Source organism: Bacteroides cellulosilyticus (assembly GCF_020091405.1).
In the GTDB taxonomy this organism is placed as follows: domain Bacteria; phylum Bacteroidota; class Bacteroidia; order Bacteroidales; family Bacteroidaceae; genus Bacteroides.
This window is the reverse complement of sequence record NZ_CP081903.1, coordinates 5,019,209-5,044,071: the sequence shown is the minus strand read 5'-3', so window position 1 is coordinate 5,044,071 and position 24,863 is coordinate 5,019,209. Positions and strand designations below refer to the sequence as shown.

At 44.4% G+C, this 24,863-nt stretch carries 22 protein-coding genes; 13 read left to right on the top strand and 9 right to left on the bottom strand.

The features are described from left to right. Nucleotides 1-7: 7 nt before the first annotated feature. Nucleotides 8-889 carry a hypothetical protein gene (locus tag K6V21_RS19055; protein ID WP_224319546.1) on the bottom strand — a complete coding sequence of 294 codons (882 nt, stop codon included), beginning with the start codon at nucleotides 887-889 and terminating at the stop codon, nucleotides 8-10. Nucleotides 890-1,075: 186 nt separating this feature from the next. Between K6V21_RS19055 and K6V21_RS19050 the strand changes: the two genes are divergently transcribed. From K6V21_RS19050 to K6V21_RS19035, 4 genes are all read left to right on the top strand, one after another. Continuing rightward, a complete protein-coding gene (locus K6V21_RS19050; protein ID WP_224319545.1) occupies nucleotides 1,076-2,431 on the top strand; it encodes a DUF5690 family protein in 1,356 nt (451 codons plus the stop codon). Between the two features lie 135 nt (nucleotides 2,432-2,566). Then, nucleotides 2,567-3,364 (top strand): phosphonoacetaldehyde hydrolase, encoded by a 798-nt coding sequence (gene phnX, locus K6V21_RS19045; protein ID WP_224319544.1) that lies wholly within the window; start codon nucleotides 2,567-2,569, stop codon nucleotides 3,362-3,364. Between the two features lie 22 nt (nucleotides 3,365-3,386). Further along, nucleotides 3,387-4,475 carry a 2-aminoethylphosphonate--pyruvate transaminase gene (locus tag K6V21_RS19040; protein WP_217713088.1) on the top strand — a complete coding sequence of 363 codons (1,089 nt, stop codon included), beginning with the start codon at nucleotides 3,387-3,389 and terminating at the stop codon, nucleotides 4,473-4,475. Further along, on the top strand, nucleotides 4,475-5,620 hold the full coding sequence (locus K6V21_RS19035) for an OprO/OprP family phosphate-selective porin (RefSeq protein WP_224319543.1): 1,146 nt from the start codon (nucleotides 4,475-4,477) through the stop codon (nucleotides 5,618-5,620). Before K6V21_RS19040 ends, K6V21_RS19035 begins: the two co-directional genes overlap by 1 nt. Nucleotides 5,621-5,989: 369 nt before the next feature. Here the strand turns inward: K6V21_RS19035 and K6V21_RS19030 are convergent, their stop codons facing one another. The 3 genes from K6V21_RS19030 to spt form a co-directional block, all read right to left on the bottom strand. Then, a complete protein-coding gene (locus tag K6V21_RS19030) occupies nucleotides 5,990-7,141 on the bottom strand; it encodes an acyltransferase family protein (protein WP_224319542.1) in 1,152 nt (383 codons plus the stop codon). Nucleotides 7,142-7,237: 96 nt separating this feature from the next. Continuing rightward, on the bottom strand, nucleotides 7,238-7,801 hold the full coding sequence (locus K6V21_RS19025) for a Crp/Fnr family transcriptional regulator (protein WP_224319541.1): 564 nt from the start codon (nucleotides 7,799-7,801) through the stop codon (nucleotides 7,238-7,240). 115 nt (nucleotides 7,802-7,916) lie between these two features. Continuing rightward, nucleotides 7,917-9,104, bottom strand: a complete 1,188-nt coding sequence (gene spt, locus K6V21_RS19020) for a serine palmitoyltransferase (RefSeq protein ID WP_007214203.1) — start codon at nucleotides 9,102-9,104, stop codon at nucleotides 7,917-7,919. Between the two features lie 210 nt (nucleotides 9,105-9,314). Between spt and K6V21_RS19015 the strand changes: the two genes are divergently transcribed. The 3 genes from K6V21_RS19015 (at nucleotide 9,315) to K6V21_RS19005 (ending at nucleotide 12,617) form a co-directional block, all read left to right on the top strand. Continuing rightward, on the top strand, nucleotides 9,315-10,346 hold the full coding sequence (locus tag K6V21_RS19015) for a diacylglycerol/lipid kinase family protein (protein ID WP_061438087.1): 1,032 nt from the start codon (nucleotides 9,315-9,317) through the stop codon (nucleotides 10,344-10,346). Between the two features lie 106 nt (nucleotides 10,347-10,452). Continuing rightward, the gene (gene aspS, locus K6V21_RS19010; protein WP_044272013.1) at nucleotides 10,453-12,210 is read left to right on the top strand and encodes an aspartate--tRNA ligase; all 1,758 of its coding nucleotides are present in this window, start codon (nucleotides 10,453-10,455) and stop codon (nucleotides 12,208-12,210) included. A gap of 17 nt (nucleotides 12,211-12,227) precedes the next feature. Next, nucleotides 12,228-12,617, top strand: coding sequence for a GtrA family protein (locus tag K6V21_RS19005; protein ID WP_007214210.1), 390 nt, complete (start codon nucleotides 12,228-12,230; stop codon nucleotides 12,615-12,617). Nucleotides 12,618-12,672: 55 nt separating this feature from the next. Here the strand turns inward: K6V21_RS19005 and K6V21_RS19000 are convergent, their stop codons facing one another. The 4 genes from K6V21_RS19000 to K6V21_RS18985 form a co-directional block, all read right to left on the bottom strand. Continuing rightward, complete coding sequence (locus K6V21_RS19000; RefSeq protein ID WP_117706299.1) at nucleotides 12,673-13,557, bottom strand: carbon-nitrogen hydrolase; 885 nt, start codon at nucleotides 13,555-13,557, stop codon at nucleotides 12,673-12,675. 196 nt (nucleotides 13,558-13,753) lie between these two features. Then, nucleotides 13,754-15,871: a DUF262 domain-containing protein gene (locus K6V21_RS18995; protein WP_217713094.1), complete on the bottom strand. Its 2,118-nt coding sequence runs from the start codon at nucleotides 15,869-15,871 to the stop codon at nucleotides 13,754-13,756. A 52-nt stretch (nucleotides 15,872-15,923) separates the two neighbouring features. Continuing rightward, nucleotides 15,924-16,964, bottom strand: coding sequence for an agmatine deiminase family protein (locus K6V21_RS18990; RefSeq protein ID WP_224319540.1), 1,041 nt, complete (start codon nucleotides 16,962-16,964; stop codon nucleotides 15,924-15,926). Next, nucleotides 16,961-17,503: a ferredoxin domain-containing protein gene (locus K6V21_RS18985; protein WP_022391572.1), complete on the bottom strand. Its 543-nt coding sequence runs from the start codon at nucleotides 17,501-17,503 to the stop codon at nucleotides 16,961-16,963. The genes K6V21_RS18990 and K6V21_RS18985 overlap by 4 nt, the downstream gene beginning before the upstream one ends. Before the next feature lie 185 nt (nucleotides 17,504-17,688). Between K6V21_RS18985 and K6V21_RS18980 the strand changes: the two genes are divergently transcribed. Both K6V21_RS18980 and K6V21_RS18975 read left to right on the top strand, forming a co-directional pair. Then, the gene (locus K6V21_RS18980) at nucleotides 17,689-18,309 is read left to right on the top strand and encodes an ATP-binding cassette domain-containing protein (protein WP_217713219.1); all 621 of its coding nucleotides are present in this window, start codon (nucleotides 17,689-17,691) and stop codon (nucleotides 18,307-18,309) included. Nucleotides 18,310-18,325: 16 nt separating this feature from the next. Further along, on the top strand, nucleotides 18,326-19,135 hold the full coding sequence (locus K6V21_RS18975) for an ABC transporter permease (RefSeq protein ID WP_224319539.1): 810 nt from the start codon (nucleotides 18,326-18,328) through the stop codon (nucleotides 19,133-19,135). Here K6V21_RS18975 and K6V21_RS18970 read toward each other — a convergent pair. After that, complete coding sequence (locus K6V21_RS18970) at nucleotides 19,132-19,539, bottom strand: DUF4891 domain-containing protein (RefSeq protein WP_217713097.1); 408 nt, start codon at nucleotides 19,537-19,539, stop codon at nucleotides 19,132-19,134. The two genes, K6V21_RS18975 and K6V21_RS18970, sit on opposite strands and share 4 nt — an antisense overlap. Nucleotides 19,540-19,646: 107 nt before the next feature. Between K6V21_RS18970 and K6V21_RS18965 the strand changes: the two genes are divergently transcribed. The 4 genes from K6V21_RS18965 to K6V21_RS18950 all read left to right on the top strand — a co-directional run bounded on the left by K6V21_RS18965 (nucleotide 19,647) and on the right by K6V21_RS18950 (nucleotide 24,858). Continuing rightward, nucleotides 19,647-20,741: a Nif3-like dinuclear metal center hexameric protein gene (locus K6V21_RS18965; RefSeq protein WP_217713098.1), complete on the top strand. Its 1,095-nt coding sequence runs from the start codon at nucleotides 19,647-19,649 to the stop codon at nucleotides 20,739-20,741. A 5-nt stretch (nucleotides 20,742-20,746) separates the two neighbouring features. After that, nucleotides 20,747-21,565 (top strand): zinc ribbon domain-containing protein, encoded by an 819-nt coding sequence (locus K6V21_RS18960; RefSeq protein WP_217713099.1) that lies wholly within the window; start codon nucleotides 20,747-20,749, stop codon nucleotides 21,563-21,565. A 674-nt stretch (nucleotides 21,566-22,239) separates the two neighbouring features. Then, complete coding sequence (locus tag K6V21_RS18955; protein WP_224319538.1) at nucleotides 22,240-23,712, top strand: efflux transporter outer membrane subunit; 1,473 nt, start codon at nucleotides 22,240-22,242, stop codon at nucleotides 23,710-23,712. Between the two features lie 27 nt (nucleotides 23,713-23,739). Further along, a complete protein-coding gene (locus K6V21_RS18950; RefSeq protein WP_224319537.1) occupies nucleotides 23,740-24,858 on the top strand; it encodes an efflux RND transporter periplasmic adaptor subunit in 1,119 nt (372 codons plus the stop codon). The last annotated feature ends 5 nt before the right edge of the window (nucleotides 24,859-24,863 follow it).

Here is a 24,863-nt window from a genome sequence, read left to right as displayed (position 1 = left end):
AGCAGAATCACAGTTTCAGCATCTTCTTCTCCCTTTCCAGATCGTCACCATTCAGGTGAGGGGAGGGCACCGTACACGTTTTTATATAATCCCCGCCCCGGCATGTATATTCAAAATAGACCTTTTGCTCCGATGTCAGTTCTTCCTCGGTCAGCAGTCCGCCTTTCAGTTCTATAAAATCATCCATGCTGGTGCTATCGGAATATTTCACGAAAACAATCCGCCGGGCTATCGGATTCCGGTTATAGTCCAGACTCAGGTAAAGCCCTTTCAGCATAGACGGATAGTCGTACATGGGCAGTTGCAGATAGATGGTGAATAATGCAAGCTGCGGAACCTCCCTTTCGTTGAAGATGATATATGCATTCTGATGATTATTTAATAACCCGATCCCCCGGTGCGTTGTGTTGTAAGCGCTCATATGAGTCACCTGTACATAGTCATTGTTTTCGGAGGCACTAATCAGATACGGTTCCATCTTCAGACAATCGCTCGAAGACGAAAGACTATAACTTATATATATACCACTATAATTATACACTTCCTGTGCCGAATGATTCATCTCTTCGGTCAACATTCTGACGAATGGAATTTCCTTCTGGTTACCGGTTGTCACGGGTTCCAGTTCCAGCAACTGCCCTTTCATTTCAGTAAGGTTACCGAGCAAACGTTTCTTCGAAACATTATTCACCTGAGACAGGGCATAGTCCAATGCTTCTTCTTCCGTCATTCCTTTCTTTACCGATCTTGCAAAGGTGGGCAGCACACTTGAATAGAGAGAAGACAGCACACTGGCAGGCATATTCGTTTTGTCAGCTATATCTTTCATTTTCACCCCTTTATTACGCAGATCTTCTATCCGCTTATATATCTCTAATAATTCCTCCATATTTTGTAAGTGTTTTTGGTTTTTAATTTGCAAAGAACACCCACTTGTGTTATATTCCGGTTGCATAAATGTTACATTAACGTTACTTTATTTTCTATCCGATAATTAAATGTATTAATAATAAATATTCATTTTTTCTGTAACATCATCCTTCTACTTTTGCCCTCGAAATCAAAAGAGAATAAAATGAAAACAATTACCGACATTAAAACGGAACTACTTTCAAACAAGAAAATATCCGATCTTGTATTCATACTTTGGGCAGGAGGTGCAGCGCTTCTTTCGTACTCCTTAGTATATGCGCTTCGCAAACCTTTCACCGCTGCTACCTTCGACGGACTGGATGCCTTCGGATTGGATTATAAAGTACTGGTTACCATCGTCCAGATTCTGGGCTACCTCATCGCCAAGTTTGTCGGTATCAAGTTGATCTCCGAATTAAAGAAGGAGCACCGCATGAAGTTCATCCTGGCTTCCATTCTGGTAGCGGAACTCTCCCTGTTTCTCTTCGGACTCTTGCCCGCTCCTTATAATATCTTCGCCATGTTCTTCAACGGTTTGTCACTGGGTTGCATGTGGGGCGTGATATTCAGCTTCATCGAGGGCAGACGCACCACCGATATTCTTGCCAGCCTTTTGGGTATCAGCATTGTCATCAGCTCCGGCGTGGCAAAATCTATCGGACTGTTCGTTATGAACACCCTGCATGTAGGAGAGTTCTGGATGCCCGCTCTCATCGGCGCCTTTGCCCTGCCATTGCTTGCCTTGCTGGGGTACACCCTGAATCGCCTGCCGCAACCCACCCAACAGGACATTGCCGAAAAGAGCCAGCGTGTCACTCTCAACGGAAAACAACGCAAAGAACTGTTCCGCAACTTCATGCCTGTATTGATCCTCCTGTTCGTAGCCAACCTGCTGTTGGTTATCCTCCGGGATATTAAAGAAGATTTCCTGGTGAAGATTATCGACATGAGCGGACATTCTTCCTGGCTGTTTGCACAGATCGACAGTGTTGTTACTCTTATCATCCTGGCACTTTTCGGAATGATGGTCTTTGTAAAGAGCAATATCAAAGTATTGGTCATCCTCCTGAGTATGGTGGTTGCCGGAACGGCTACCATGAGTTTCGTATCACTCAATTACGATACGCTTCAACTCAGCACCGTGACTTGGTTGTTCATCCAGAGTCTGAGCCTTTACATTGCCTACCTTTGTTTTCAAAGCATATTTTTCGACCGCTTCATAGCATGTTTCAAGATAAAAGGCAATGTAGGATTCTTTATTGTGACGATTGATTTCATCGGATATACCGGTACCGTACTCGTCCTGATGTTCAAGGAATTCTTTAATACAGATATCAATTGGCTCGATTTTTACAACCAGATGTCCGGTTATGTAGGAATAATCTGTACCGTAGCATTCAGCTGTTCTATTGTTTACCTGGTGCAGAGACATAAGAAAGAAGAACTCCTGCGCACTGGGCGTGCGGTAGAAGAGAAACCGGAAATGCTACAATCTGCATTTTCTGTGATGCCCAGCTAAAAAAACAAGGAAAATGGAACACCTTGTTGTAATAAATGATAATTTAGCGGGTTGTATTCAGTTTCCCGGGTGCGTAATCCGCACTTAAAAATCTAAACAGGTAAATAACAACTCATTATAAAATAACAAGTAAACATGAAAAGAATAGAATGTATCATTATGGACTGGGCAGGCTCTGCAGTCGATTACGGATGTTTCGCTCCGGTAGCCGCCTTCCTGAAAGCCTTCAATGAAATAGGCATCAACATCACGATGGAACAAGCCCGCCGCCCTATGGGAATGGCCAAGATAGACCACATCCGCGAACTGTTCAAGATGGACGGAGTAGGCGAGGAGTTTGAGAAACTCTATCACCGCCCCTGGAACGAACAGGACGTAATAGATATGAGCGCCAAATTCGAGGAATACCTTTTTGCTTCCCTGGCAAACTACACCGACCCCATTCCCGGAGTCATTGATACCCTGAATGAACTGAGAAAACAAGGCATCAAAATAGGTTCCACCACCGGCTACACCCAAGCCATGATGGACGTAGTGCTCCCCAATGCAGCCCGCAAAGGTTACACCACCGACAAGTGTGTCACTCCCAACGACCTGCCTGCCGGACGTCCTTTCCCTTATATGATTTACCAAAACATGATCGATCTTGCCATCCCTTCAACAGACTGTGTTCTGAAGTACGGTGATACCATTGCCGACATCAAAGAGGGTATCAATGCTAAAGTCTGGACCGTCGGCGTCATACTCGGCAGTAACGAACTGGGACTAACCCAAGAAGAAGTAGAGCAAATGTCTCCCGCAACGCTCACTGCCCGGAAAGCAGAAGTCAGACAGCGTATGCTTCTGGCAGGCGCCCACTATGTGGTGGACAGCATCGAAGAGCTTCCCCAAATCATAGAACTTATCAATCATAAACTGAATACGAATCATTAATCCTTTTAAATATCAAACCAATATGAAACCCTATTTATTATTAACTCCCGGCCCATTAACCACGTCAGAAACCGTAAAAGAAGCCATGATGACCGATTGGTGCACATGGGACGCCGACTATAACGTACACATTGTAGAAGAAATCCGCAAATCTCTTGTAGCCCTTGCCACCACAGCCACCGATGAATACACTTCCGTACTCTTGCAGGGAAGCGGCACTTATTGCGTGGAAGCTGTTATCGGCAGTGTTATCACTCCCAAGCACAAACTACTTATCCTCAGCAATGGCGCTTATGGTGACCGTATGGGCCACATTGCCGAATATCACGGCATCAACTACGATATGCTTGCTTTCGAAGAAACCGAACAGGTTTCCGTTGACTATGTAGACGATTACCTGTCCAACAATTCAGATATCACCCATGTAGCCGTAGTACATTGCGAAACCACTACCGGTATCCTGAATCCTCTCAAAGAGATTGCTCACATTGTGAAGCTTCACAACAAAAAGCTGATTGTAGACGCTATGAGCAGCTTCGGCGGTGTGCCTTTGGATATGTATGAATTAGGTATCGACTTCATGATCAGCAGTGCCAACAAATGCATTCAGGGTGTTCCCGGCTTCGGTTTTATCATAGCTCGCCAATCCGAACTGTTACACTGCAAAGGTGTTTCCCGCTCACTCTCACTCGATATTTACGACCAATGGGAGACGATGGAAAAAGGACATGGCAAATGGAGGTTTACTTCACCTACCCATGTAGTAAGAGCCTTCAAGCAGGCACTTGCCGAATTGGAAGAAGAGGGGGGAGTAGCCGCCCGCCACAAGAGATATTGCGAAAACCACCGCATATTGGTAGAAGGAATGCGCGCACTCGGCTTCAAAACCTTGCTGCCGGACGAATTCCAGTCGCCCATCATCACCTCTTTCCTTTATCCGAAAGCAGGTTTCGATTTCAACTCTTTCTACACCCAACTGAAAGAAAAAGGTTTCGTCATCTATCCGGGCAAGATATCCCAGGCAGATACTTTCCGCATCGGCAACATCGGAGATGTACATCCTGAAGATTTCGCACGTCTGATAGAAGTAGTCCAACAAACTTCTTACTAATGAATTACCTTTCTAAATCCTCCCTGTGCCTGCTGGCGGTCGTCACTTCTCTGACCGCCACAGCACAGGAAACTCTCTCCGACAAATTACAGTATAAAGTAATCGGCCGCATGCTTATGGATGGCGGTGTTTATCTCAGAAATGACAATCATTTCGGTAACGGTACGGAATTCAATGATCTGCGCATAGGCATGAAGGCCACTTACCAGCGCTGGGACATGAAAGTGGAAATAGGCTATGTAGGCAGCAAGGTTTCTATCAAAGATGCTTTCGCCACTTACACTTCCGGTAAGCATATCATCCAGGTAGGGCAATTCTACGAACCTTTCACCATGGATATGCTTTGCAGCACTTTCGACCTACGTTTCCATCAGTCACCCGGTTCTGTGCTTGCCATGACCAACAGTCGGCGTCTGGGAGTTGCCTACACTTACAATGCTACGCATTATTATGCTTGCGGAGGATTGTTTACCGACAACGATATCAGTAACTTAAAGAATACCTCGCAAGGTTATGCCATAGACGGACGTTTTGTTTACCGACCTGTAAATGAAGCTGGAAAGCTATTGCATCTCGGTATTGCCGCTATCTATCGCACTCCCGATGGTGCTTTGCCGGATGATGATAACAGGAATACCTTTGTCTATAAATCTGCCGGAGTAAGTACTATCGATAATCGTAACCTGATTTATGCGGAAGTGGATAATGCCCGCCATCAAGTGAAGCTGGGTACTGAACTGTTGATCTATTACGGAAAATTCTTCCTTCAAAGCGAATATATCCGTACTCAAGTGAAACGCAGGAATGCTCTTGCCGACTATACCGGACAGGGTGGATATGCACAATGTTCATGGCTCCTGATAGGAGATACTTATGCCTATGATACAGCTCTGGCATGTCCTGCCCGTCCTGTAGGCCGTGCACTCGAACTCTGCGGACGTTTCAATATCGTAGATATGAACGACCGGACTGCGGAAGTATTAGGCGGAGCACAAAAAGATTTTTCTTTGGGATTGAATTACTACATAAACAAGCATATAGGGGTTAAAGTAAACTACAGTTATGTAATCCCCGGAAAACATATCCGGGAGATAAGCGACAAGAATTTTAGTGTATTGCAGGCAAGATTTCAGTTTATACTATAATAATATTTCCTTTCTTAAAGATTATATAATTTAACTCATAACTGCACAGAAATGAATCAATAGATACGCGGACGACGCGGATAATACGGATGAACGCGGATTTAAAAAGCTGCGCTATACTATTAATAAATTAAAGTCCGCGTTCATCCGTATTATCCGCGTCGTCCGCGTACCCATTTTATTCAGAACCTGACAAAAATGAAAGGCTATGGAAAATAATACGTACCTTTACATTTCTTTAATAAAGAAAGAAGAATTAGATATGGCACGACCTATAAAAGGAAGGCTGAAAGCCTGAAATTATATAGCGTAGGGCCCATCGCCCTACATAAGTATATAACCTCGTGTCTGCACCCTGAAAGGGCGTAATCACTTCTTCTTTAAAAACCGTTTTGCCAAATATTTTCGTATAGGCTCATCATACAGTTTCAAGCACAGGTAAGCCAACACTATATTCAAGGCATAAACACATAAAGCAACCTGCCAGGTCTCTCCCAAAGTAAAGAGTTGATTTTTAATCAGCCATGCATAGAACAGATACATGAACGGATAATGTATCACATAAATCGGATAAGAGATATCTCCCAGAAACTTACATATCTGAGTTGACTTTTTATCCGTCGTAGTTCCCGATGCTCCTATCCATACAAGGGCGGGGAAAGCTACGATAATACAAAATGCTTCATAAGCACCATTTGTGCAAATCGGCTCCGCACCTTCCAGATAGGGTACTGAGAACAAAGCAATCAATACAATGGTACATATCCAGAACGCGCCTTTCACCTTCATAGGCTTGAAGTTACGCGACATAAGCATACCCACAGAAAACGGGAACAACATTCTCAATAATCCGCCACCAAAATTTACACCGTCCAACGTCCAGCCCACACCTATATTTCCATAACCGGAAACATCGAAGACTGCGAATAGCGCCAATGCCACTCCTAACAATACAACGAGCACAGTCAGCGCCTTATTGGATAAACGACGGATAAACAAGGCATATAGAATATTACCTACATACTCGAAGAACAACGACCAGCAAGGCCCGTTCAACGGAAACATCTCACCGTTGCCACGAACTTCATAACCTACGCCCGGCATTGCGGGAATAAAGAATATCGTGCAGAGCAGAGACAGCATTATCATGGAGATGCCGATATGCGTTCCATCCCATTGCACGGAGCCCTGAATACAGAATGTAATAGCACCCAGAACAGCCCCCATTATCACCATAGGATGAAGACGTATCAAACGACGCTTAAAGAAATCTTTCATTGTAAGACTCTTATCCCAACGATCATCATAGGCATAGCCGATAACGAAACCTGAAAGGATAAAGAAAAAATCCACGGCTAAATATCCATGATTGAACGTTGTAATCATGGTATCGCTTGCAAAAGCATAGCCTTCGAATATATGATACCATATTACCATAAGAGCCGCTACACCACGAAGTCCGTCCAGAAGATCGTAATGCGCCTTGGTATCCGAAAATGCTGCTGAGGGGGTATTAGACATTTGTTTCTTAGTATTAAGTTAATATTTTCAGATGGCAAAGATACAGCTTGCCATCTGAAGTTTTTTTGCTCAAAAGCAAAAAAGACTGGCGAATACTTATTTTTGGGCACGCACCCGGCTGAGTGTATAAATGGAAATACCCAGAAAAGCAGCCACATACTTCAACTTCACCCGGTTTATCAATCCGGGATAGCGCCGGTTAAACTGTTCGTACCGCTCCTTGGGCGAAAGCTGAAGACGCTCCACAAACATGTGGCTAAGCTCCTTATTTACATTCTGATGCAGGATTCTTCCCCAGTTGGCTATATCGATGTACGTTTCGTAAAGAAGATTCAGCTTGTCTATATGGATGACATAGATTTTGCAATCCGAAAGAGCTTCAATGCTCTCTACTGACGGCTGTTTGTAATACAACGAATCCATACCGAAAGTAATGTCACCTTCCTGGCTGAACCAGGTGGTGGTATCCTGTCCGTTGTGGTGGAACACGGAACGGGCAACTCCCTCTTCAATGAAATAAACCAGACGGTCCGTTACCCCCGAGTGCACTATATAAGTATTTTTGGGATAGTATCTTACCTGCATATCTGCCTGCAATGCCTGAAGTGCTTCATCGGAAACCGAATAAACTTGCCTGATCTTGTTAATGATGTTTTTCATTGAATAGGAATTCAGTATTCTGCTACAAACTTACATAATTTTATCAATTCCTAAAAAAAAGAGACTGCCTTTTGAAGACAGTCTCTTTTCATTTTATCTGATTTCAGGAAAATCCTTATTCAATCACTCCGAGTTCACGGAAACATTTCGTCAACTTCTCAACAGCATAGTCTACCTGCTCTTTGGTGTGAGTAGCCATCAATGCTACGCGTACCAGCGTATCTTGCGGTGCACAAGCGGGCGGAATAACCGGATTAATGAAGATGCCTTCATCAAACGCCATCTTAGTTACGATAAATGTCTTTTCCGCATCACGCACATACAATGGAATGATAGGAGATTCAGTTTCACCGATTTCGAAACCGGCATCACGGAATTTCTTCAATGCATAGTTGGTGATGTCCCACAAACGTTGCTGACGTTCCGGTTCGTTCATAATGATGTGAAGAGCTTCACGGGCAGCAGCCGTAGCTGCAGGCGTGTTACTTGCCTGGAATATATAAGAACGGGCATTGTGGCGCAACCAGTTGATTACCGAAGCATCTCCGGCAACGAAACCACCGATAGAAGCCAGTGACTTGCTGAACGTACCCATAATCAAGTCGATATCATCCGTCACACCGAAATGATCGCAAACACCGCGTCCCTGTTTTCCGAATACACCCAATCCGTGTGCTTCGTCCACCATGATGCTGGCATTGTATTTTTTCTTCAAACGTACGATTTCGGGGAGGTTGGCAAGGTCGCCTTCCATAGAGAAAACACTATCCACCACGATCAGTTTGATAGCATCCGGCTCGCATTTCTGGAGTTCTTTTTCCAGATCGGCCATATCGTTATGTTTGTACTTTAATTGAGTAGAAAAGGAGAGGCGGCGACCATCTACGATGGAAGCGTGCACGCGGTCGTCACAGATAATGTAATCGTTACGTCCCGTCAATTGCGGAATGACACCCTCATTTACAGTAAATCCGGTGGAAAAACAGAGTGCATCGTCTTTTCCGACAAACTCAGCCAGTTCTTTTTCCAACTCTACATGTATATCAAGAGTTCCATTTAATAAACGGGAACCTGCACAACCTGTACCGTATTTATCTGTGGCAGCTTTTGCGGCTTCTATTATTCTTTTATCGTAAGTCAGTCCCGTATAAGCATTCGAACCGAACATCAGGACTTTTTTACCATCCATCAACACCTCAGTATCCTGATGGCTGTCAATTGTGCGGAAATAGGGGTATACGCCCATTGCCATATATTGTTGTGGCAGGTCGTATTTCGCCAATTTGTCTTGTAGTAATCCCATGAAATGTTTATTATATAATATGAAATATTTAACTCTTAATTACAAGCCTTTTGAAAACAGGGGGCAAAGATAGCAAAATATGTGCTTATCTGTTCTTTTTTTACTAAAAAATATATTTGCCTATGGATTAAAGCCCACTCTATGGTTAAAAATTCAAGTATTTGTATTACTTTTGCCATTTATAAAATTGCATAGTGAAACAACCCTTGCATGGACGAAGAAAAAAAGAAAATATCATTCATTATAAATCCGAAATCCGGCACGCAGAGCAAAGAGCAAATCCTCCATTTGCTCGATGAAAAGCTGGATAAGGCAAAGTATGCCCAAGAGGTAATCTATACCGAATATGCCGGACATGCTGTTGAAATTGCTGCACAAAAAGCAAAGGAAAATGTGCATGCTGTAGTAGCTATTGGCGGTGACGGTACGATCAACGAAATAGCCCGTTCGCTGGTGCATACAAAAACTGCATTGGGCATCATTCCGTGTGGTTCGGGAAACGGACTCGCACGCCACCTGCAAATTTCAATGGAGCCCAAAAAGGCAATAGAAATCATCAACGAAGGAATTATAGACGTCATCGATTACGGAAAAATCAATGAAGTGCCTTTCTTCTGTACCTGTGGTGTGGGTTTTGATGCTTTTGTCAGCCTGAAATTTGCAAAGGCGGGCAGGAGAGGCCCTCTTACCTATTTAGAGAAGACTCTGCTGGAGAGCCTGAAGTATCAGCCCGAAACTTACGAACTGGAAACGGAAGACGGTACCTTAAAGTATAAAGCTTTCCTGATAGCCTGCGGCAACGCTTCGCAATACGGAAACAATGCGTACATAGCTCCACAGGCCATGCTGACGGACGGATTACTGGACGTGACCATCCTTGAACCTTTCACGGTGCTGGATGTGCCCTCCCTTTCTTTCCAACTGTTTAATAAGACTATAGACCAAAATAGCCGCATCAAAACTTTCCGCTGCCAGACGCTGCGCATCCACCGTACCAAACCGGGGGTAGTGCACTTTGACGGGGATCCGATGATGATGGGGGAAAACATCGACGTGAAGGTAATCAAAGAAGGATTGCAGGTAATCATCCCCCGGTATGCCGAAAAAGACTCTTCGAATGTATTGCAACGGGCACAGGATTATATAAATGGTCTGAAGCAGATCAATGAGGAGATTGTGCATAAGAATAAGATGATATTGGATAAGAGTAAAGAGCAGATTAAGAAGTTAACGAAAATCTGAGTTTTTATAAAATAAATCTGTATTTTTGCAGGCTATTTATAGCGTGCATGCATTCTGGCAATGCAGCCGAGTATAGTAGAATGTAAATCGTAAAACGTAAATTAAGATGTTTAGATCACACACCTGCGGAGAACTTCGTATCTCCGATGTCAATAAGCAAGTAACGCTGGCAGGTTGGGTGCAGCGCAGCCGCAAAATGGGAGGCATGACATTCATTGACCTCCGCGACCGTTACGGTATCACCCAGTTAGTTTTCAACGAAGAGGTGGATGCCGCACTTTGCGAGAACGCCAACCGCCTGGGACGCGAATTCGTCATTCAGATTACAGGAACGGTGAACGAACGCTTCAGCAAGAATGCCAATATCCCGACCGGAGATATTGAAATCATCGTATCGGAACTGAATGTGCTGAATGCAGCCCTGACACCTCCGTTCACCATCGAAGATAATACGGATGGTGGCGACGATATCCGCATGAAATACCGTTATCTGGATTTGCGCCGTCCGTCGGTACGCAGAAATCTGGAACTCCGCCATAGAATGACCATTGAGGTACGCCGCTACCTGGACAGCCAGGGTTTCATCGAAGTGGAAACTCCTGTACTGGTAGGCTCTACTCCGGAAGGTGCACGTGACTTCGTGGTACCCTCACGCATGAATCCTGGACAGTTCTACGCTTTGCCGCAAAGCCCGCAAACCTTGAAGCAATTGCTGATGGTATCCGGTTTCGACCGTTACTTCCAGATTGCCAAGTGTTTCCGTGACGAGGACCTTCGCGCCGACCGTCAGCCGGAATTTACTCAGATAGACTGTGAAATGTCTTTCGTGGAACAGGACGACATCATCAACCTGTTTGAAGGTATGACGAAATATCTGTTCAAAGAAATCCGCGGTGTGGAATTGGAAGGTCAGTTCCAGCGCATGGCATGGGCGGACGCCATGAAATATTATGGTAGCGACAAACCCGACTTGCGTTTCGGTATGAAATTCGTGGAGCTGATGGATATACTGAAAGGTCATGGCTTCTCTGTATTTGATAGTGCCGAATACATCGGTGGTATCTGTGCCGAAGGTGCCGCACACTACACCCGCAAACAACTGGATGCACTGACGGAATTCGTGAAGAGACCGCAGATTGGTGCAAAAGGTATGGTTTACGCCCGTGTAGAGGAAGACGGAAATGTAAAATCGAGCGTTGACAAATTTTATACGCAGGAAGTACTGCAACAGGTGAAAGAAGCTTTCGGCGCCAAACCGGGTGACTTGATTCTGATTTTGAGCGGCGACGACACCATGAAGACGCGCAAGCAGCTTTGCGAGCTTCGTCTGGAAATGGGTAGCCAACTGGGATTACGTGATAAGAACACATTCGCATGCCTGTGGGTGGTAGACTTCCCGATGTTTGAATGGAGCGAGCAAGAAAACCGCTTGATGGCTATGCACCATCCGTTCACCCATCCGAAAGACGAGGACATTGATTTACTGGATACTGATCCGGCAGCAGTACGTGCCGATGCTTATGATATGGTAATCAATGGTGTGGAAGTTGGTGGCGGTTCAATCCGTATCCACGATCCGAAGTTGCAGGCAAAGATGTTCGAAATCCTGGGATTCACTCCCGAAAAAGCAGAAGAACAATTTGGTTTCCTGATGAATGCATTCAAATACGGTGCACCTCCTCATGGCGGTCTGGCATATGGTCTTGATCGTTGGGTATCTCTCTTTGCTGGATTGGATAGTATTCGTGACTGCATCGCATTCCCGAAGAATAACAGTGGACGCGACGTGATGCTGGATGCTCCCGCAGCACTTGACCCGTCTCAGTTGGACGAACTGAATCTGATCGTAGATATCAAAGAATAAGAGTAGGTTAGTTTGTTGTGAGAGAGTCGAGACGCATCTTCCGTTTTGCGGTAATTGGTACGCTGAATGCCCTGATTATAGCAGCAGTCATCTGGCTGATGATGGATGAACTGGACATCGACTATATGCTCTCTAACATAACTGCTTACGTCATTGCGCAGACTCATAATTTTATCTGGTGCAAGCACTGGATATTTCCTTTGGATGATAAAGAAAAGAAGAGCAACACCTGGAGGCAGGTGTTGCTCTTTTCTATCGCTTTCGGAATGGCGTATCTGGCGCAATTCCTATTCTTGGTAGTGTTGGTCGAAGCACTGAATTGTGATGAATACCTGGCTCAGTTCCTAGGACTATTTATCTACGGAGGCGTGAATTTTATAATGAACAGGAGAATCACATTCCGTTAACACTTTATCAAACTGCGTTTTGCTGCGCTTTATCGCACTTTTATTGAATTGCATTTTAATCGAGGAAGCGTTTCGTCAATCCACCGTATTCATCGATACGACGGTCGCGCAGGAAAGGCCACCAACGGCGTACATTTTCCGAGCGTTCCATATCTATTTCCACTACTATATTTTCCGGACGGTCGTTTCCGGCTTGTGCAAGGAATTCTCCTTGCGGACCTGCTACAAAACTATTTCCCCAGAATTGGATGCCATTTGTCTGCATGGACGGATCGGGTTCGTGACCGACACGGTTAACGGAGATAACAGGAAGTCCGTTGGCTACGGCATGGGCACGCTGGGAGATAATCCAGGCGTTGAGCTGGCGTGCCTTTTCATCATCGGCGTCACTGCTTTCCCAACCGATGGCGGTGGGGTAGATTAATAATTCGGCACCTTTCAATGCCATCAGGCGGGCAGCTTCGGGGTACCACTGATCCCAGCAAACAAGTACACCCAGCTTTCCGAGAGAGGTTTGGATAGGTTCGAAACCTATATCTCCAGGGGTGAAGTAGAACTTTTCATAATAGGCCGGATCGTCGGGGATATGCATCTTGCGATATTTTCCGGCAATGCTTCCGTCACGATCAAAAACAACGGCGGTGTTATGATAGAGTCCCGGGGCACGTTTCTCAAACAGGGAGGTTACCAATACGATTTTATTGGCAGCGGCCAGTTCGGAATAAAATCCGGTGGAAGGACCGGGAATGGTTTCCGCCAGATCAAACAGTTGCGTGTTTTCAGTCTGACAGAAATACAGGGAGTTGTGCAGTTCCTGTAATACAACCAGTTGCGCACCATGCGCAGCACAGGCTTCTATGCTTTTAGCCAGGTTCATCAGGTTCGTACGAAGATCTGCTGTATTGGCTTGCTGAATAATTCCGACTTTTATTTTTCTCATACTCATATTCGTTTTTTGTTTATTTTCATTTTTTGGAGAGACAACTTGACAAAGAGATCAGTTTTAGTATCATATAAGAGAGAGCATTTTATAATAACTTTTTAAGTTCCTCTATATCGGGTAGTGCATTTCTTAATCGTTCTGGCATATCCGAAGCAGTCTTATAAGTAGATACTCCCATGGGATTCATTTCTTACTATTCTTCTATTCCCTCTACTAGTTTGTCCGCAAGTGGGGTTAACTCTAATTCGAGCACACCAGAAGGTATTTCACAACTCTTAAAAAGGAAATTAAGAATAGAGCGTTTAGTGTTGGTACTTGATGAACTAAGTACATAACATCCTTCCGCAATTTTGGTTCTTTCTTTGCCATCTGCTTCATATATCCAGTAATTTTTGGTTGCTAAATATGCCATAGCAGATGGATTTTCGTTATATATAAGGGTGCATACCTGAATGAGCATATTTTTCCAAGTATAGACAGGATGGCGTTCATCCCTATATCTAAAGCCAATGATAGTCCGGCCGGTCAGTTCATATTCATCATCGTCAAAAGATACCAATTCATACTCTTTTTCCAATGGTACATAATTACTTGTAATCATAGGCCATAATCTCATGAAGTTGGAAAGAAGCAATTTCTCTCTTTCCTTTATCTCTGTTAATGTCCATTGGGTACATTGTTTAAGAAAATTAGACAAACAGAAAGCAGAATCCTTATATCCATTTACTTTATTCCCCTTTCTGTCAATATATCCATCTTTCTTGTCTTGAAATGAATGATTGCTATAAGCAATATTAAATCCGGTCAATGTCAAATTGGCAAATGTATGCAAATAATCATCGTAGATTTGCTGCCATTGTTCGCCTAAGGCTTGTTTCCATTGAGGGGTCAATGTTTGAGGCATGATATGTTCAATGGTTATTCGCCCTTCTTTCATTTTTTCAACAATTTGGTCATCTGCTTCCGGACTATTCTCATTCTCCATTCTCTCAAAAAGGAAAAATCGATAATCACTTGGTATTCTATAAATTTGGCGCTTGCTAAAATATTCTTTTACTTCATTATCCAATGGAAATTTAGCCGTTCCTTGCTTATTTAGCAAAATATAGTTCATTATCTGCGAATAAGAACTTGTTAGTTCATTTCTTCTATTTTCATGCCGCTTATATATTTTCATAATGTCCGAGTGCAACAATGCAAAAAGTTTCTGCATAGCATTAGCTGGATAGTTACAAATGATACGTCTTGCCCAATAATTCTCGATTGTGTCAAGCACAGTATATATTTCAACCTCCACAAAGTCGTTCTCTGTCGCATAGTTCAAGAACGCCAACATAAACGGTAAGTGTACTGTTGTACCGATATTAACTATCTGCTTTAACTTTCTATCTATACGTGGCTTTCCAGTCTCACCTTTAAGTTGGCGATAATAACGTGCAAATTTGAGCATATCACTCAACAAGGCTTCTCTTTCAAGCCCACTTCTTTCATCGTAAGTCTTGAAATCAAAATATAACTCTTGAATATTGCTAATTTCATTTTTCTTTACGGTAAGATAATCACGAATAAACATGGTTGGTTCTCCATCAGTCAACTTCTCAATCTTACTCCAATAAGTATGATAATAGTTTTCTTGTTCTTCCGCCGTCAAAGACATCAACAAGTAATTTCTAACTTTGTCAGCTTCTTCCAAATCCTTCCCACAAGAATTGAGAGACTCAAAAATTAACTGAGGATTATCTCTCGAATCTAGACAGATATCAATGATAGTAAGACGTTCTATTGATTCAATCAACTCAGCAAAGGTAAGTTCACTCACTTTGATAAGTTGATAGAAAAGGCGATAGTTGGCTGTAACGCCGGAGTCAGATATAAATTCTTCAACGTTGTTTGTAAAAAGTGCATCATATGCCTTCATATCATCTTCAATAGGACGAAGTTTTATTTGTCGGTCTATACGCCTTCTGATTGCATAGAGGTAATTCTTCTTAACCTCTTCCAAATCTTCGTTACCTTTCAACATATCTCCATTAACTACAGCATTTATACCTGCCAATATCAATAAGGATAGTGTCGTAATACGTTGTTGACCATCAATAATTAATAAGTCATCTTCTGTCTCGCTTGCTTTTGTTGAAACAATACTTCCAAAAAAATGGCTATGCAAATGATCTCGATGAATTTTTTTTAAGTCTTCAAAAAGTCGCAAGCAGTGTTTTTGTTGCCATGCATATTTCCTCTGGTACAAAGGAATAATAAATAATGTCTTTGCGCCATAGAAGTAATCGTTTATTTTTGTTGCGTCTCTCATTTGTTAGTACTTTTATATCTTATTCTAAATTATTAGGGTACTTAGCTTTCGCTTACATCAATCCCACTGGATATTGCATCGTCACGCAATGCAACGATCCATGTTGCTTTATCAATGCACAGCAATCCACGCTCACTATCTCGTGATGCGGGAATGCTTCCTGCAAGACTTCTTTAGCACGCTGGTCATTTTCTGGCTGACGATAAGTAGGATAAAGCACCGCATCATTCATTATCAAGAAATTGGCATACGTCGCGGGGAGGCGTTCGCCCTCTTCATCAATCTTGTCCACCATAGGCAATGCCAACAGACGATAGGGTTTTCCATTCAAAGTACGGAAGGTTTTCAGTTGCTCTTCCATTTGATGTAGGGCTTCGTAATGTTCATCCTGCGTATCGGTGCATTGCACATAGGCAATAGTATCCGGTGAGCAAAGACGAGCGAGCGTATCGACATGACTATCCGTATCATCTCCTGCCAAATACCCATGATCGAGCCAAAGTACCTGTTTCAGATGAAATACAGAACAAAGATATTCTTCGATTTCATCGCGGCTCATCTGTCCGTTACGATTGGGAGAAAGCAAACACTCGGACGTGGTGAGCAATGTTCCCAAACCATCGCTCTCAATGGAACCGCCTTCCAAGACAAACCCCAAACGATTAACATACCGCCCATTCAGGAAACCGGCTTCCACAGCCTGACGGGTAATCAGATTGTCTTTATCTGAAGCGAATTTCAGCCCCCAGCCATTGAACATGAAATCAAGAAGCAAAGCACCTTCTGCATCCAGCATGGTAATTGCACCATGATCACGCGCCCAGGTATCATTCGTTTCACACTCCATGAAACGGACATTCTGCATATTGACGGTAGCTGAAATCTGCTTTTTGACCTCCTCCGGTTCGGGAGTTACGATCAGAAGCAATTCCCGTTGGGCTATTTCGCGTGCGATAGCGGCAAAGCAGGCTTGTACTTCCGTAAGCATATGCGCCCAGTCAGTTCCGGCATGGGGCCAAGTCAGCTGTATTCCGCTTTGCGGCGCCCATTCGGCAGGTAAAACAGCATTGAACGTATCACTCATATTTATCATTCTTTCTTTTCTTCTTTCGGCTTGCGGTCAAAGAACGGATTCTTGGTCGAAGCACTGACCGGAATAGCATACACGGATCTGCATCCCGGCAACCACTCCAATTGCTGCGCAGCAAGTCCGGCAGAGAACATCACACGGGTATCCACACGCAAATCGGCCGCCGTGGCACAAGCCGAACCGATAGCTATACCTACATCGACCGAATTCACGGCACAAGGCACACCTTCAGGGCGTCCCGCACAAGTGGGATAACCACAATGGCCGCAGTTCAATCCTTGCACCTGCTCGCGCGTACCTATTATAATTACACATTCAGCCTGCAAAATGTTGGCGGCATCCCGCAAAAAGAACTTCATTCCGTGTTCTTCTACCATGGCAACCATCTTGTCCGACAATACTTTTAAATCATCTCCGGTGACCATAGCTATTTCAATTATATCTACACCTTTTCCCTTCGGAGCGGTACGGGCAGCAGTCATCATCTGCCTTGCCACGTCCAACACATGTTCGTGGCGGCTTGCACGTTCGTTCTGTATCATAATTCTCACTTTTATTAAAAACTGATAGCAAAGATAATGCAAATTGAGTGCAGAACTTTCATGCTTGCATGAAAAAGTTATGCCGAAATGCAGCTTATCTTATTTAAAGATACTGATTTCAGCCAATAATCCGTCGTTTTCTCAGAATTCCTTTCTATATTTGCTTTCAAATGGAGACCAGGACTATACTTCAAATAGACAACGCATGCATCGCTTTCGGAGCTGATACACTTTTTTCCGGTTTTTGCTTACAACTGCACGAAGGGGAAATCGCCTGCATTTCCGGACAATCGGGGCGGGGAAAAACCTCCTTGCTGAATGCAGTTTTAGGATTTGTACCCCTCAAAGCAGGGAGTATCACCGTTAACGGCATTTTACTAGAAAAAGGAACTATCGACCAAATTCGCAGGCAAGTGGCATGGATACCGCAAGAACTGGCGCTTCCATCGGAATGGGTGAAGGAAATGGTACAGCTCCCTTTCAATCTGAAAGCTAACCGGAATACCCCCTTTTCACTGGACAAACTATTTGCCTGCTTCGATGAATTGGGCCTGGAAGAGGAATTGTACGATAAACGTGTGAATGAGATCTCCGGAGGACAGCGGCAACGTATCATGATTGCCGTAGCCACCCTGATGCAAAAGCCGCTGCTGATCGTGGATGAACCGACTTCTGCATTGGATTCGGACTCTACGGATAGAGTACTTGCTTTCTTCCGGAAACGAATGAGGGAGGGAAGTGCCATCCTCGCCGTCTCCCACGACCAGGGATTTGCGCAAGGATGCAATCAGATGATAACGCTATAACTAAGAGATTAATAAAGTGGGAACTATCGACATATCATATACCAGTTTAGCCATCGGATTACTGCTGTTGCTTATTCCGCTGTTCTACTTGTGGAAGTTCAGGACAGGGCTATTGTGGGTTACCGTGATTGGTATCGCACGGATGATTGTGCAACTTTTCTTTATCGGCATCTACCTGAAATACTTGTTTCTTTGGAATAACCCGTGGATCAACTTTCTGTGGGTGATTATTATGATATTCGTTGCCGCACAAACTGCCTTGGCACGCACCCAACTGAAACGGAAAATACTGTTCATTCCTATCTCCATCGGCTTTTTATGTAGCGTTGTTTGCATCGGCATGTACTTCATTGCCATCGTATTACGGCTGGAAAATGTGTTCAGTGCCCAGTATTTTATTCCGATATTCGGTATCTTGATGGGAAACATGTTATCCAGTAATGTCGTTGCGCTGAATGCCTATTACAGCGGATTGAAACGGGAACAGCAATTGTATCGCTACCTGCTTGGCAATGGCGCAACAAGGGCGGAAGCGCAGGCGCCTTTCATCAAACAGGCTATCATTAAATCCTTTAGCCCGTTGATTGCCAACATTGCCGTTATGGGCCTGGTGGCACTGCCCGGCACAATGATCGGACAAATCCTGGGAGGTAGTAGCCCGAATGTCGCCATCAAATATCAGATGATGATTATGGTGATAACCTTCACGGCATCCATGCTTTCGCTGATGATTACCATCTCGCTGGCATCGCGTAAGTCGTTCGATGCCAACGGAAAATTGTTGGAAGTTATGGTAGAGAAAAAGGAAAAGAAGAAAAAACGTTAATCTTTCATTTTGGACGGAGTGTAACGAAGCTGTACATACTGTATACCCGGCTTAATATAAGCACTATCCATCAGTACTTTCTTTACTTTAAACGTCTCAAGACACCAATTGACATGCCTTTCTACAGATTTTGTCTGCGACTTCACATAAGAAAGTACCTCAACACTTCCTACCGTATCTATTTCAACTTGAGCCTTTAAGGTACGTATAGGAACCGGTTTACCAGACATATAACTGGGTAGTTTCTTATTTTTATCTATCCAAAAGATAGCCGTAGCCTTCGGAGTAGTATCCACAAATTCCTCTTGTGCATCCTCTTCACCGCCATCCTGGGCTTTGGGTGAGGGTTGGCACGAGAAAAGAATGCATAATAAAGCGAAAAACGGGAAAAGTAATGCTTTCATGGTATAGAGTTTTACAATTATCCGAACAAATATATAAAAAAAGAGTAAAACAAACAGTTATTCAGTGCATTTTTACTATATTTGCACCGAAATTTTCTATTCACATAATGAGAATTAAGGAGATAGTAAGCGCCCTTGAACGGTTCGCGCCTCTGCCATTGCAAGACGGATTTGATAATGCCGGCCTGCAAATCGGATTGACAGAAGCGGAAGCAACAGGGGCTTTGTTGTGTCTTGACGTCACTGAAGCCGTGCTGGACGAGGCGATTGCGTTAGGGTACAATCTTGTCATATCCCATCATCCGCTGATATTCAAAGGGTATAAATCCATCACGGGCAGGGACTATGTAGAGCGTTGTATCATGAAAGCAATCAAGAATGATATCGTGATCTACTCAGCACATACCAATCTGGACAATGCTCCGGGAGGTGTGAACTTCAAGATTGCCGAGAAAATAGGATTGAGTGATGTACGCGTGCTGGAAGCCAAAGAGAATGCTTTGGTAAAATTGGTGACTTTTGTACCCACAGCACAGGCGGAAGATGTTCGTAAAGCTTTGTTTGCAGCCGGATGCGGTTGCATAGGAAACTACGACGCATGCAGCTACAATGTAGAAGGAGAGGGAACTTTCCGCGCTCAGGAGGGTAGCCACCCGTTCTGTGGAAGCATCGGAGAGTTGCATACGGAAAAGGAAGTGCGGGTAGAAACCGTATTACCTGCCTACAAGAAATCGGAAGTTATCAAAGCTCTACTGAGTGCCCATCCGTATGAGGAACCTGCATTCGACTTATATCCTTTGCAGAATAGCTGGACACAGGCTGGGGCAGGAGTTATCGGAGAACTGGAAACACCGGAAACGGAGTTGGAGTTCCTGAAACGCATCAAGAAGACCTTTGAAGTGGGCTGTCTGAAGCATAACAAGCTGACCGGGCGTGAAATACAGACCGTGGCACTGTGTGGAGGAGCCGGAGCATTCCTGATGCCGCTTGCCATACGCAACGGCGCAGACGTGTTCATCACCGGAGAAATCAAGTATCACGATTACTTCGGACACGATATGGATATTCTGTTGGCAGAGATAGGACATTACGAAAGCGAACAATATACAAAAGAAATATTCTATACAATAATCCGGGAGTTGTTTCCTAACCTTGCGCTGCAACAGTGTAAAGTGAATACCAACCCCATAAAATATTTATAAGTAAAATGGCTAAAGAAGCAAAAAAAGATCCTCAGGAATTGACCGTGGAACAGAAGTTGAAAGCCCTGTTCCAGTTGCAGACTATGTTGTCTAAGATTGATGAAATCAAGACTTTAAGAGGTGAACTTCCGCTGGAAGTACAGGACTTGGAAGATGAAATCGCCGGTCTGAGCACTCGTATCGACAGAATTAAGGCAGAAGTAGCCGAACTGAAATCGGCTATCGCTACCAAGAGAGTGGAGATTGAAACTTCAAAAGCTTCTATCGCAAAATACAAGGAACAACAGGAGAATGTACGCAACAACCGTGAGTACGACTTCCTGAGCAAAGAAATCGAATTCCAGACTCTGGAAATGGAGCTTTGCGATAAGAGAATCAAAGAGTTTGCTGCACAGGAACAGGAGAAATCTGCTGAAGCTGCAAAGAGCACAGAAGCGTTGGATGAAAGACAGAAAGACCTGGACGTTAAGAAGAACGAACTGGACGAAATCATTTCTGAAACTAAGCAAGAAGAAGAAAAGCTGAGAGACAAAGCCAAAGAACTTGAAACTAAGATCGAACCGCGCTTGCTCCAATCTTTCAAGCGTATTCGTAAGAACTCTCGCAACGGATTGGGTATTGTATATGTACAACGTGACGCTTGTGGTGGTTGCTTCAACAAAATCCCGCCCCAGAGACAATTGGATATCCGTTCTCGTAAGAAAATCATCGTTTGCGAATATTGCGGACGTATCATGATTGACCCGGAATTGGCTGGTGTAACCCTCGAACACAAGGAAGAGGTAAAGGAAAAGACAACGAGAAGAAGAAAGACTGCGGAATAATCCATAAGTTACTCAAAAAGAAATGTCTGCCCCTGTAAGTTTTTATTTGCAGGGGCTTTTTATGTTTTCAATATACAAATAAATGATAATTTATTTTCCAATTTATTATTAGCCTATTACTAAATTATTTTTCTCCTATTGGTAAAAAAGAACTTTGCTGTGTATACTATATCAGCATGACTTCGGAAGAAGTGACTACTGGATCAGTACAATATTCTAAAGAACCGTCTACTGATATCGTTTATAAACAGAAAAAGCGTCTAGCTAAATTAGGAAAAGACACACTATACAAGTACACAATCGTTTCCCTTCATGAAAATTCTGTTTACCCCAAATGGTAACTTTGTTAACCCCGCACGGTAACTCCATTTACATGCCGAGGTAAAGGTCGTTACAATAGGAGGTAAAAGTCGTTACAATAGGCGGTAAAGGTCGTTACATCCTGAAGTAAATGCTTTTACACTCTGTAGTAAATACTCGGTAAATACAATCTATTGATTACCAATAATCTATCAAAAGTTTATCAGCAATCTTTAATTCATTTCTTCAATTATAGATCACCCACACCAACCCACATTCATCTGCCAGAATCCCATTATACCTCCCTAATCTTCTCTAAACAAATAGAGTTCCAGGTTGTTATGAAGCCTGTATCACAAAAACAACCTAAACCTATGAAGATTAAAGCTTGGGGCAGCGTGCTGCTCTTATCGTGCCTATGTTCCGCCGTCACGGCACAGAATGGCAACCGTTATCTGGAAAAACCGTTGCCCCGAGGCTGGGGGAATACGGTGGTTCCGAACTCTAAAACGGTCCCTACTTCCGCAGGAACCGCTAATTCTACCATGGCATCCGCGAATGACAACTTATTCAGCGGACAAATATTACCGGTAGACGACCAGTGGTGGAAAGCATTCAACGACCCGGTGCTGGACTCGCTTATCAGCGTGGCATCCGGCGAAAACTATTCCGTACTTGCAGCTATAGACCGCATGGAACAGGCACGTGCCAGCCTACGGATGGAGCGCAGTTATTTTTTCCCTTCTATTACTTTAAATGGCGGATGGCTCCGCCAGCAAAGCAGTGGCAACACTACCGAATTGCCCCAATCCATCACGCATTATTATGATGCGTCGCTCAATGCCAGTTGGGAACTGGATATATTCGGAAGCATCCGGCAACGGGTGAAGGCACAACGGGAAACATTCCAAGCCAGCCGTGAAGAGTACATCTCCGTACAGATATCCCTATGTGCACAAGTCGCTTCGGCCTACATCAACTTGCGGGAGCTACAGCAGGAACTGCAAGTGGTAATGCATAACTGCCGAACGCAGGAGGAAGTGCTCAACATCACCGAAGTACGCTACAACACGGGACTTGTATCGAAACTAGATGTAGCACAGGCTAAGTCGGTGTATTTCAGCACTAAAGCATCTGTTCCGCAACTGGAATCCGGAATCAGCCAATACATCAACTCACTGGCTATTCTGCTGGGAACCTATCCGCAGGAAATACGCCCTACATTGGAAAGAATCGGAAAGTTGCCCGACTACATGGAACCCGTCGGAGTAGGATTACCCGCTGATTTATTGCTCCGTCGTCCGGATGTGCGTCAGGCTGAGAGACTGGTTAACGCACAAGCTGCACTATTGGGAGCCAGCAAAAGCGACTGGCTGCCACAAGTATTCCTGAAAGGATCTGTAGGATATGCCGCCCGGGATCTGAAAGACCTGACCAGGCGGAAAAGCATGACGTTTGAAATTGCCCCAACCCTCAGTTGGACACTGTTCAGCGGAACAAAGCTGGTGAATGCTACCAAACAGGCACGTGCGCAACTGGATGAAGCGGTGCATAACTTCAACGAAACCGTGCTCACCGCCGTACAGGAAACGGATAATGCGATGAATAATTACCGGAATTCCATCAAGCAGATTGTCGCCCTCCGGGAAGTACGAAATCAGGGACAAGAGACGCTGAAACTCTCTCTGGAGCTTTATAAACAGGGACTTAGCCCTTTCCAGAATGTACTGGATGCACTCCGTTCGCTACTGACGTACGAAAACCAGTTGACGCAGGCGGAGGGTAGTTCACTGCTGTATCTGGTGTCATTGTACCAGGCACTGGGAGGAGGATATAAAGAGAACTGAGTAATAATTCCTAAACCATAACCATATATGAAAAATAAAATGTACATCATCCTCACGCTGATTCCGTTGCTGACGGGGTGTGGGGACAAAAAAGAAGCAGCGCGCGGAGCGATGCCCGTTCCGGAGATAAGCGTAGCCAGTCCGGTGGTGAAAGACATCACACTGACTAAAGAGTATCCGGGCTATCTGAGTTCGGAAAAGACCGTTGACCTGGTGGCACGGGTGAACGGGACCCTGCAAACTATCGCCTATGCTCCGGGAAGCAGAGTCCGGAAAGGGCAGGTGTTGTTTGTCATCGAACCCACTATTTACCAGGACAATGTGGAACAGGCGGAAGCGGAACTGAACACCGCCCGAGCCAATCTGGAATATGCCCAGAACAACTATGCCCGTATGCTGGAAGCTGTGAAAAGCGATGCTGTAAGCCAGATACAGGTGTTACAGTCAAAATCGAATGTCGCCACTTCGCAAGCGGCAGTCAGCAATGCCGAAGCTGCGCTGAATACGGCACGCACGAATCTGGGTTACTGCACAGTCCGGGCGCCGTTTGACGGAACTGTCAGCCGGAATCAAGTCGATGTGGGCAGTTATGTAGGTGGCAGTGTGCAACCCGTCACGCTTGCCACGATCTATAAGGATGACCAGTTGTATACCTACTTTAATATTGCTGACAATCAATGGCTTGCCATGCTGATGCAACAAGGAGAATCCCAACAAAAGGACACACTACCGGGACAAGTCACCGTCAACCTTGGTGAGAACGGTATACAGCCTTATCCCGCTACATTAGATTACTTTGCACCCAATGTAGACCTGAACACCGGAACCTTAAACCTGCGTGCCCGGCTGGATAACCCAAAAGGATTATTGAAAAGCGGACTCTATGTCAGCATCACTTTGCCATACGGCAAAGAAAGTCAGGCGGTACTCGTTTCAGAAGCCTCCATCGGCACCGACCAATTAGGAAAATACGTGTACATAGTGAATGACTCCGATATGGTTCGTTATCGCCACATCGAGGTGGGACAACTGATAGATGACACTCTCCGGCAAGTGACCGGCGGACTCTCTCCTAAAGAACGTTACGTGACTAAAGCGCTGATGAAAGTGCGGGAAGGGATGAGGGTTAAACCTATCAGCAAATAATTAAC

Bases quoted from the DNA above. Each gene is read 5' to 3' on its own strand.
- K6V21_RS19035 (WP_224319543.1), top strand. From the start codon at position 4,475: ATGAATTACCTTTCTAAATCCTCCCTGTGCCTGCTGGCGGTCGTCACT.
- K6V21_RS18950 (WP_224319537.1), top strand. From the start codon at position 23,740: ATGAAAAATAAAATGTACATCATCCTCACGCTGATTCCGTTGCTGACG.
- K6V21_RS19015 (WP_061438087.1), top strand. From the start codon at position 9,315: ATGGACGAAGAAAAAAAGAAAATATCATTCATTATAAATCCGAAATCC.
- K6V21_RS19000 (WP_117706299.1), bottom strand. From the start codon at position 13,557: ATGAGAAAAATAAAAGTCGGAATTATTCAGCAAGCCAATACAGCAGAT.
- phnX (WP_224319544.1), top strand. From the start codon at position 2,567: ATGAAAAGAATAGAATGTATCATTATGGACTGGGCAGGCTCTGCAGTC.
- K6V21_RS19030 (WP_224319542.1), bottom strand. From the start codon at position 7,141: ATGTCTAATACCCCCTCAGCAGCATTTTCGGATACCAAGGCGCATTAC.
- K6V21_RS19055 (WP_224319546.1), bottom strand. From the start codon at position 889: ATGGAGGAATTATTAGAGATATATAAGCGGATAGAAGATCTGCGTAAT.
- K6V21_RS18960 (WP_217713099.1), top strand. From the start codon at position 20,747: ATGGCTAAAGAAGCAAAAAAAGATCCTCAGGAATTGACCGTGGAACAG.
- aspS (WP_044272013.1), top strand. From the start codon at position 10,453: ATGTTTAGATCACACACCTGCGGAGAACTTCGTATCTCCGATGTCAAT.
- K6V21_RS18970 (WP_217713097.1), bottom strand. From the start codon at position 19,539: ATGAAAGCATTACTTTTCCCGTTTTTCGCTTTATTATGCATTCTTTTC.
- K6V21_RS18955 (WP_224319538.1), top strand. From the start codon at position 22,240: ATGAAGATTAAAGCTTGGGGCAGCGTGCTGCTCTTATCGTGCCTATGT.
- K6V21_RS18990 (WP_224319540.1), bottom strand. From the start codon at position 16,964: ATGATAAATATGAGTGATACGTTCAATGCTGTTTTACCTGCCGAATGG.
- K6V21_RS19025 (WP_224319541.1), bottom strand. From the start codon at position 7,801: ATGAAAAACATCATTAACAAGATCAGGCAAGTTTATTCGGTTTCCGAT.
- K6V21_RS19050 (WP_224319545.1), top strand. From the start codon at position 1,076: ATGAAAACAATTACCGACATTAAAACGGAACTACTTTCAAACAAGAAA.
- K6V21_RS18985 (WP_022391572.1), bottom strand. From the start codon at position 17,503: ATGATACAGAACGAACGTGCAAGCCGCCACGAACATGTGTTGGACGTG.
- spt (WP_007214203.1), bottom strand. From the start codon at position 9,104: ATGGGATTACTACAAGACAAATTGGCGAAATACGACCTGCCACAACAA.
- K6V21_RS19040 (WP_217713088.1), top strand. From the start codon at position 3,387: ATGAAACCCTATTTATTATTAACTCCCGGCCCATTAACCACGTCAGAA.
- K6V21_RS18965 (WP_217713098.1), top strand. From the start codon at position 19,647: ATGAGAATTAAGGAGATAGTAAGCGCCCTTGAACGGTTCGCGCCTCTG.
- K6V21_RS18995 (WP_217713094.1), bottom strand. From the start codon at position 15,871: ATGAGAGACGCAACAAAAATAAACGATTACTTCTATGGCGCAAAGACA.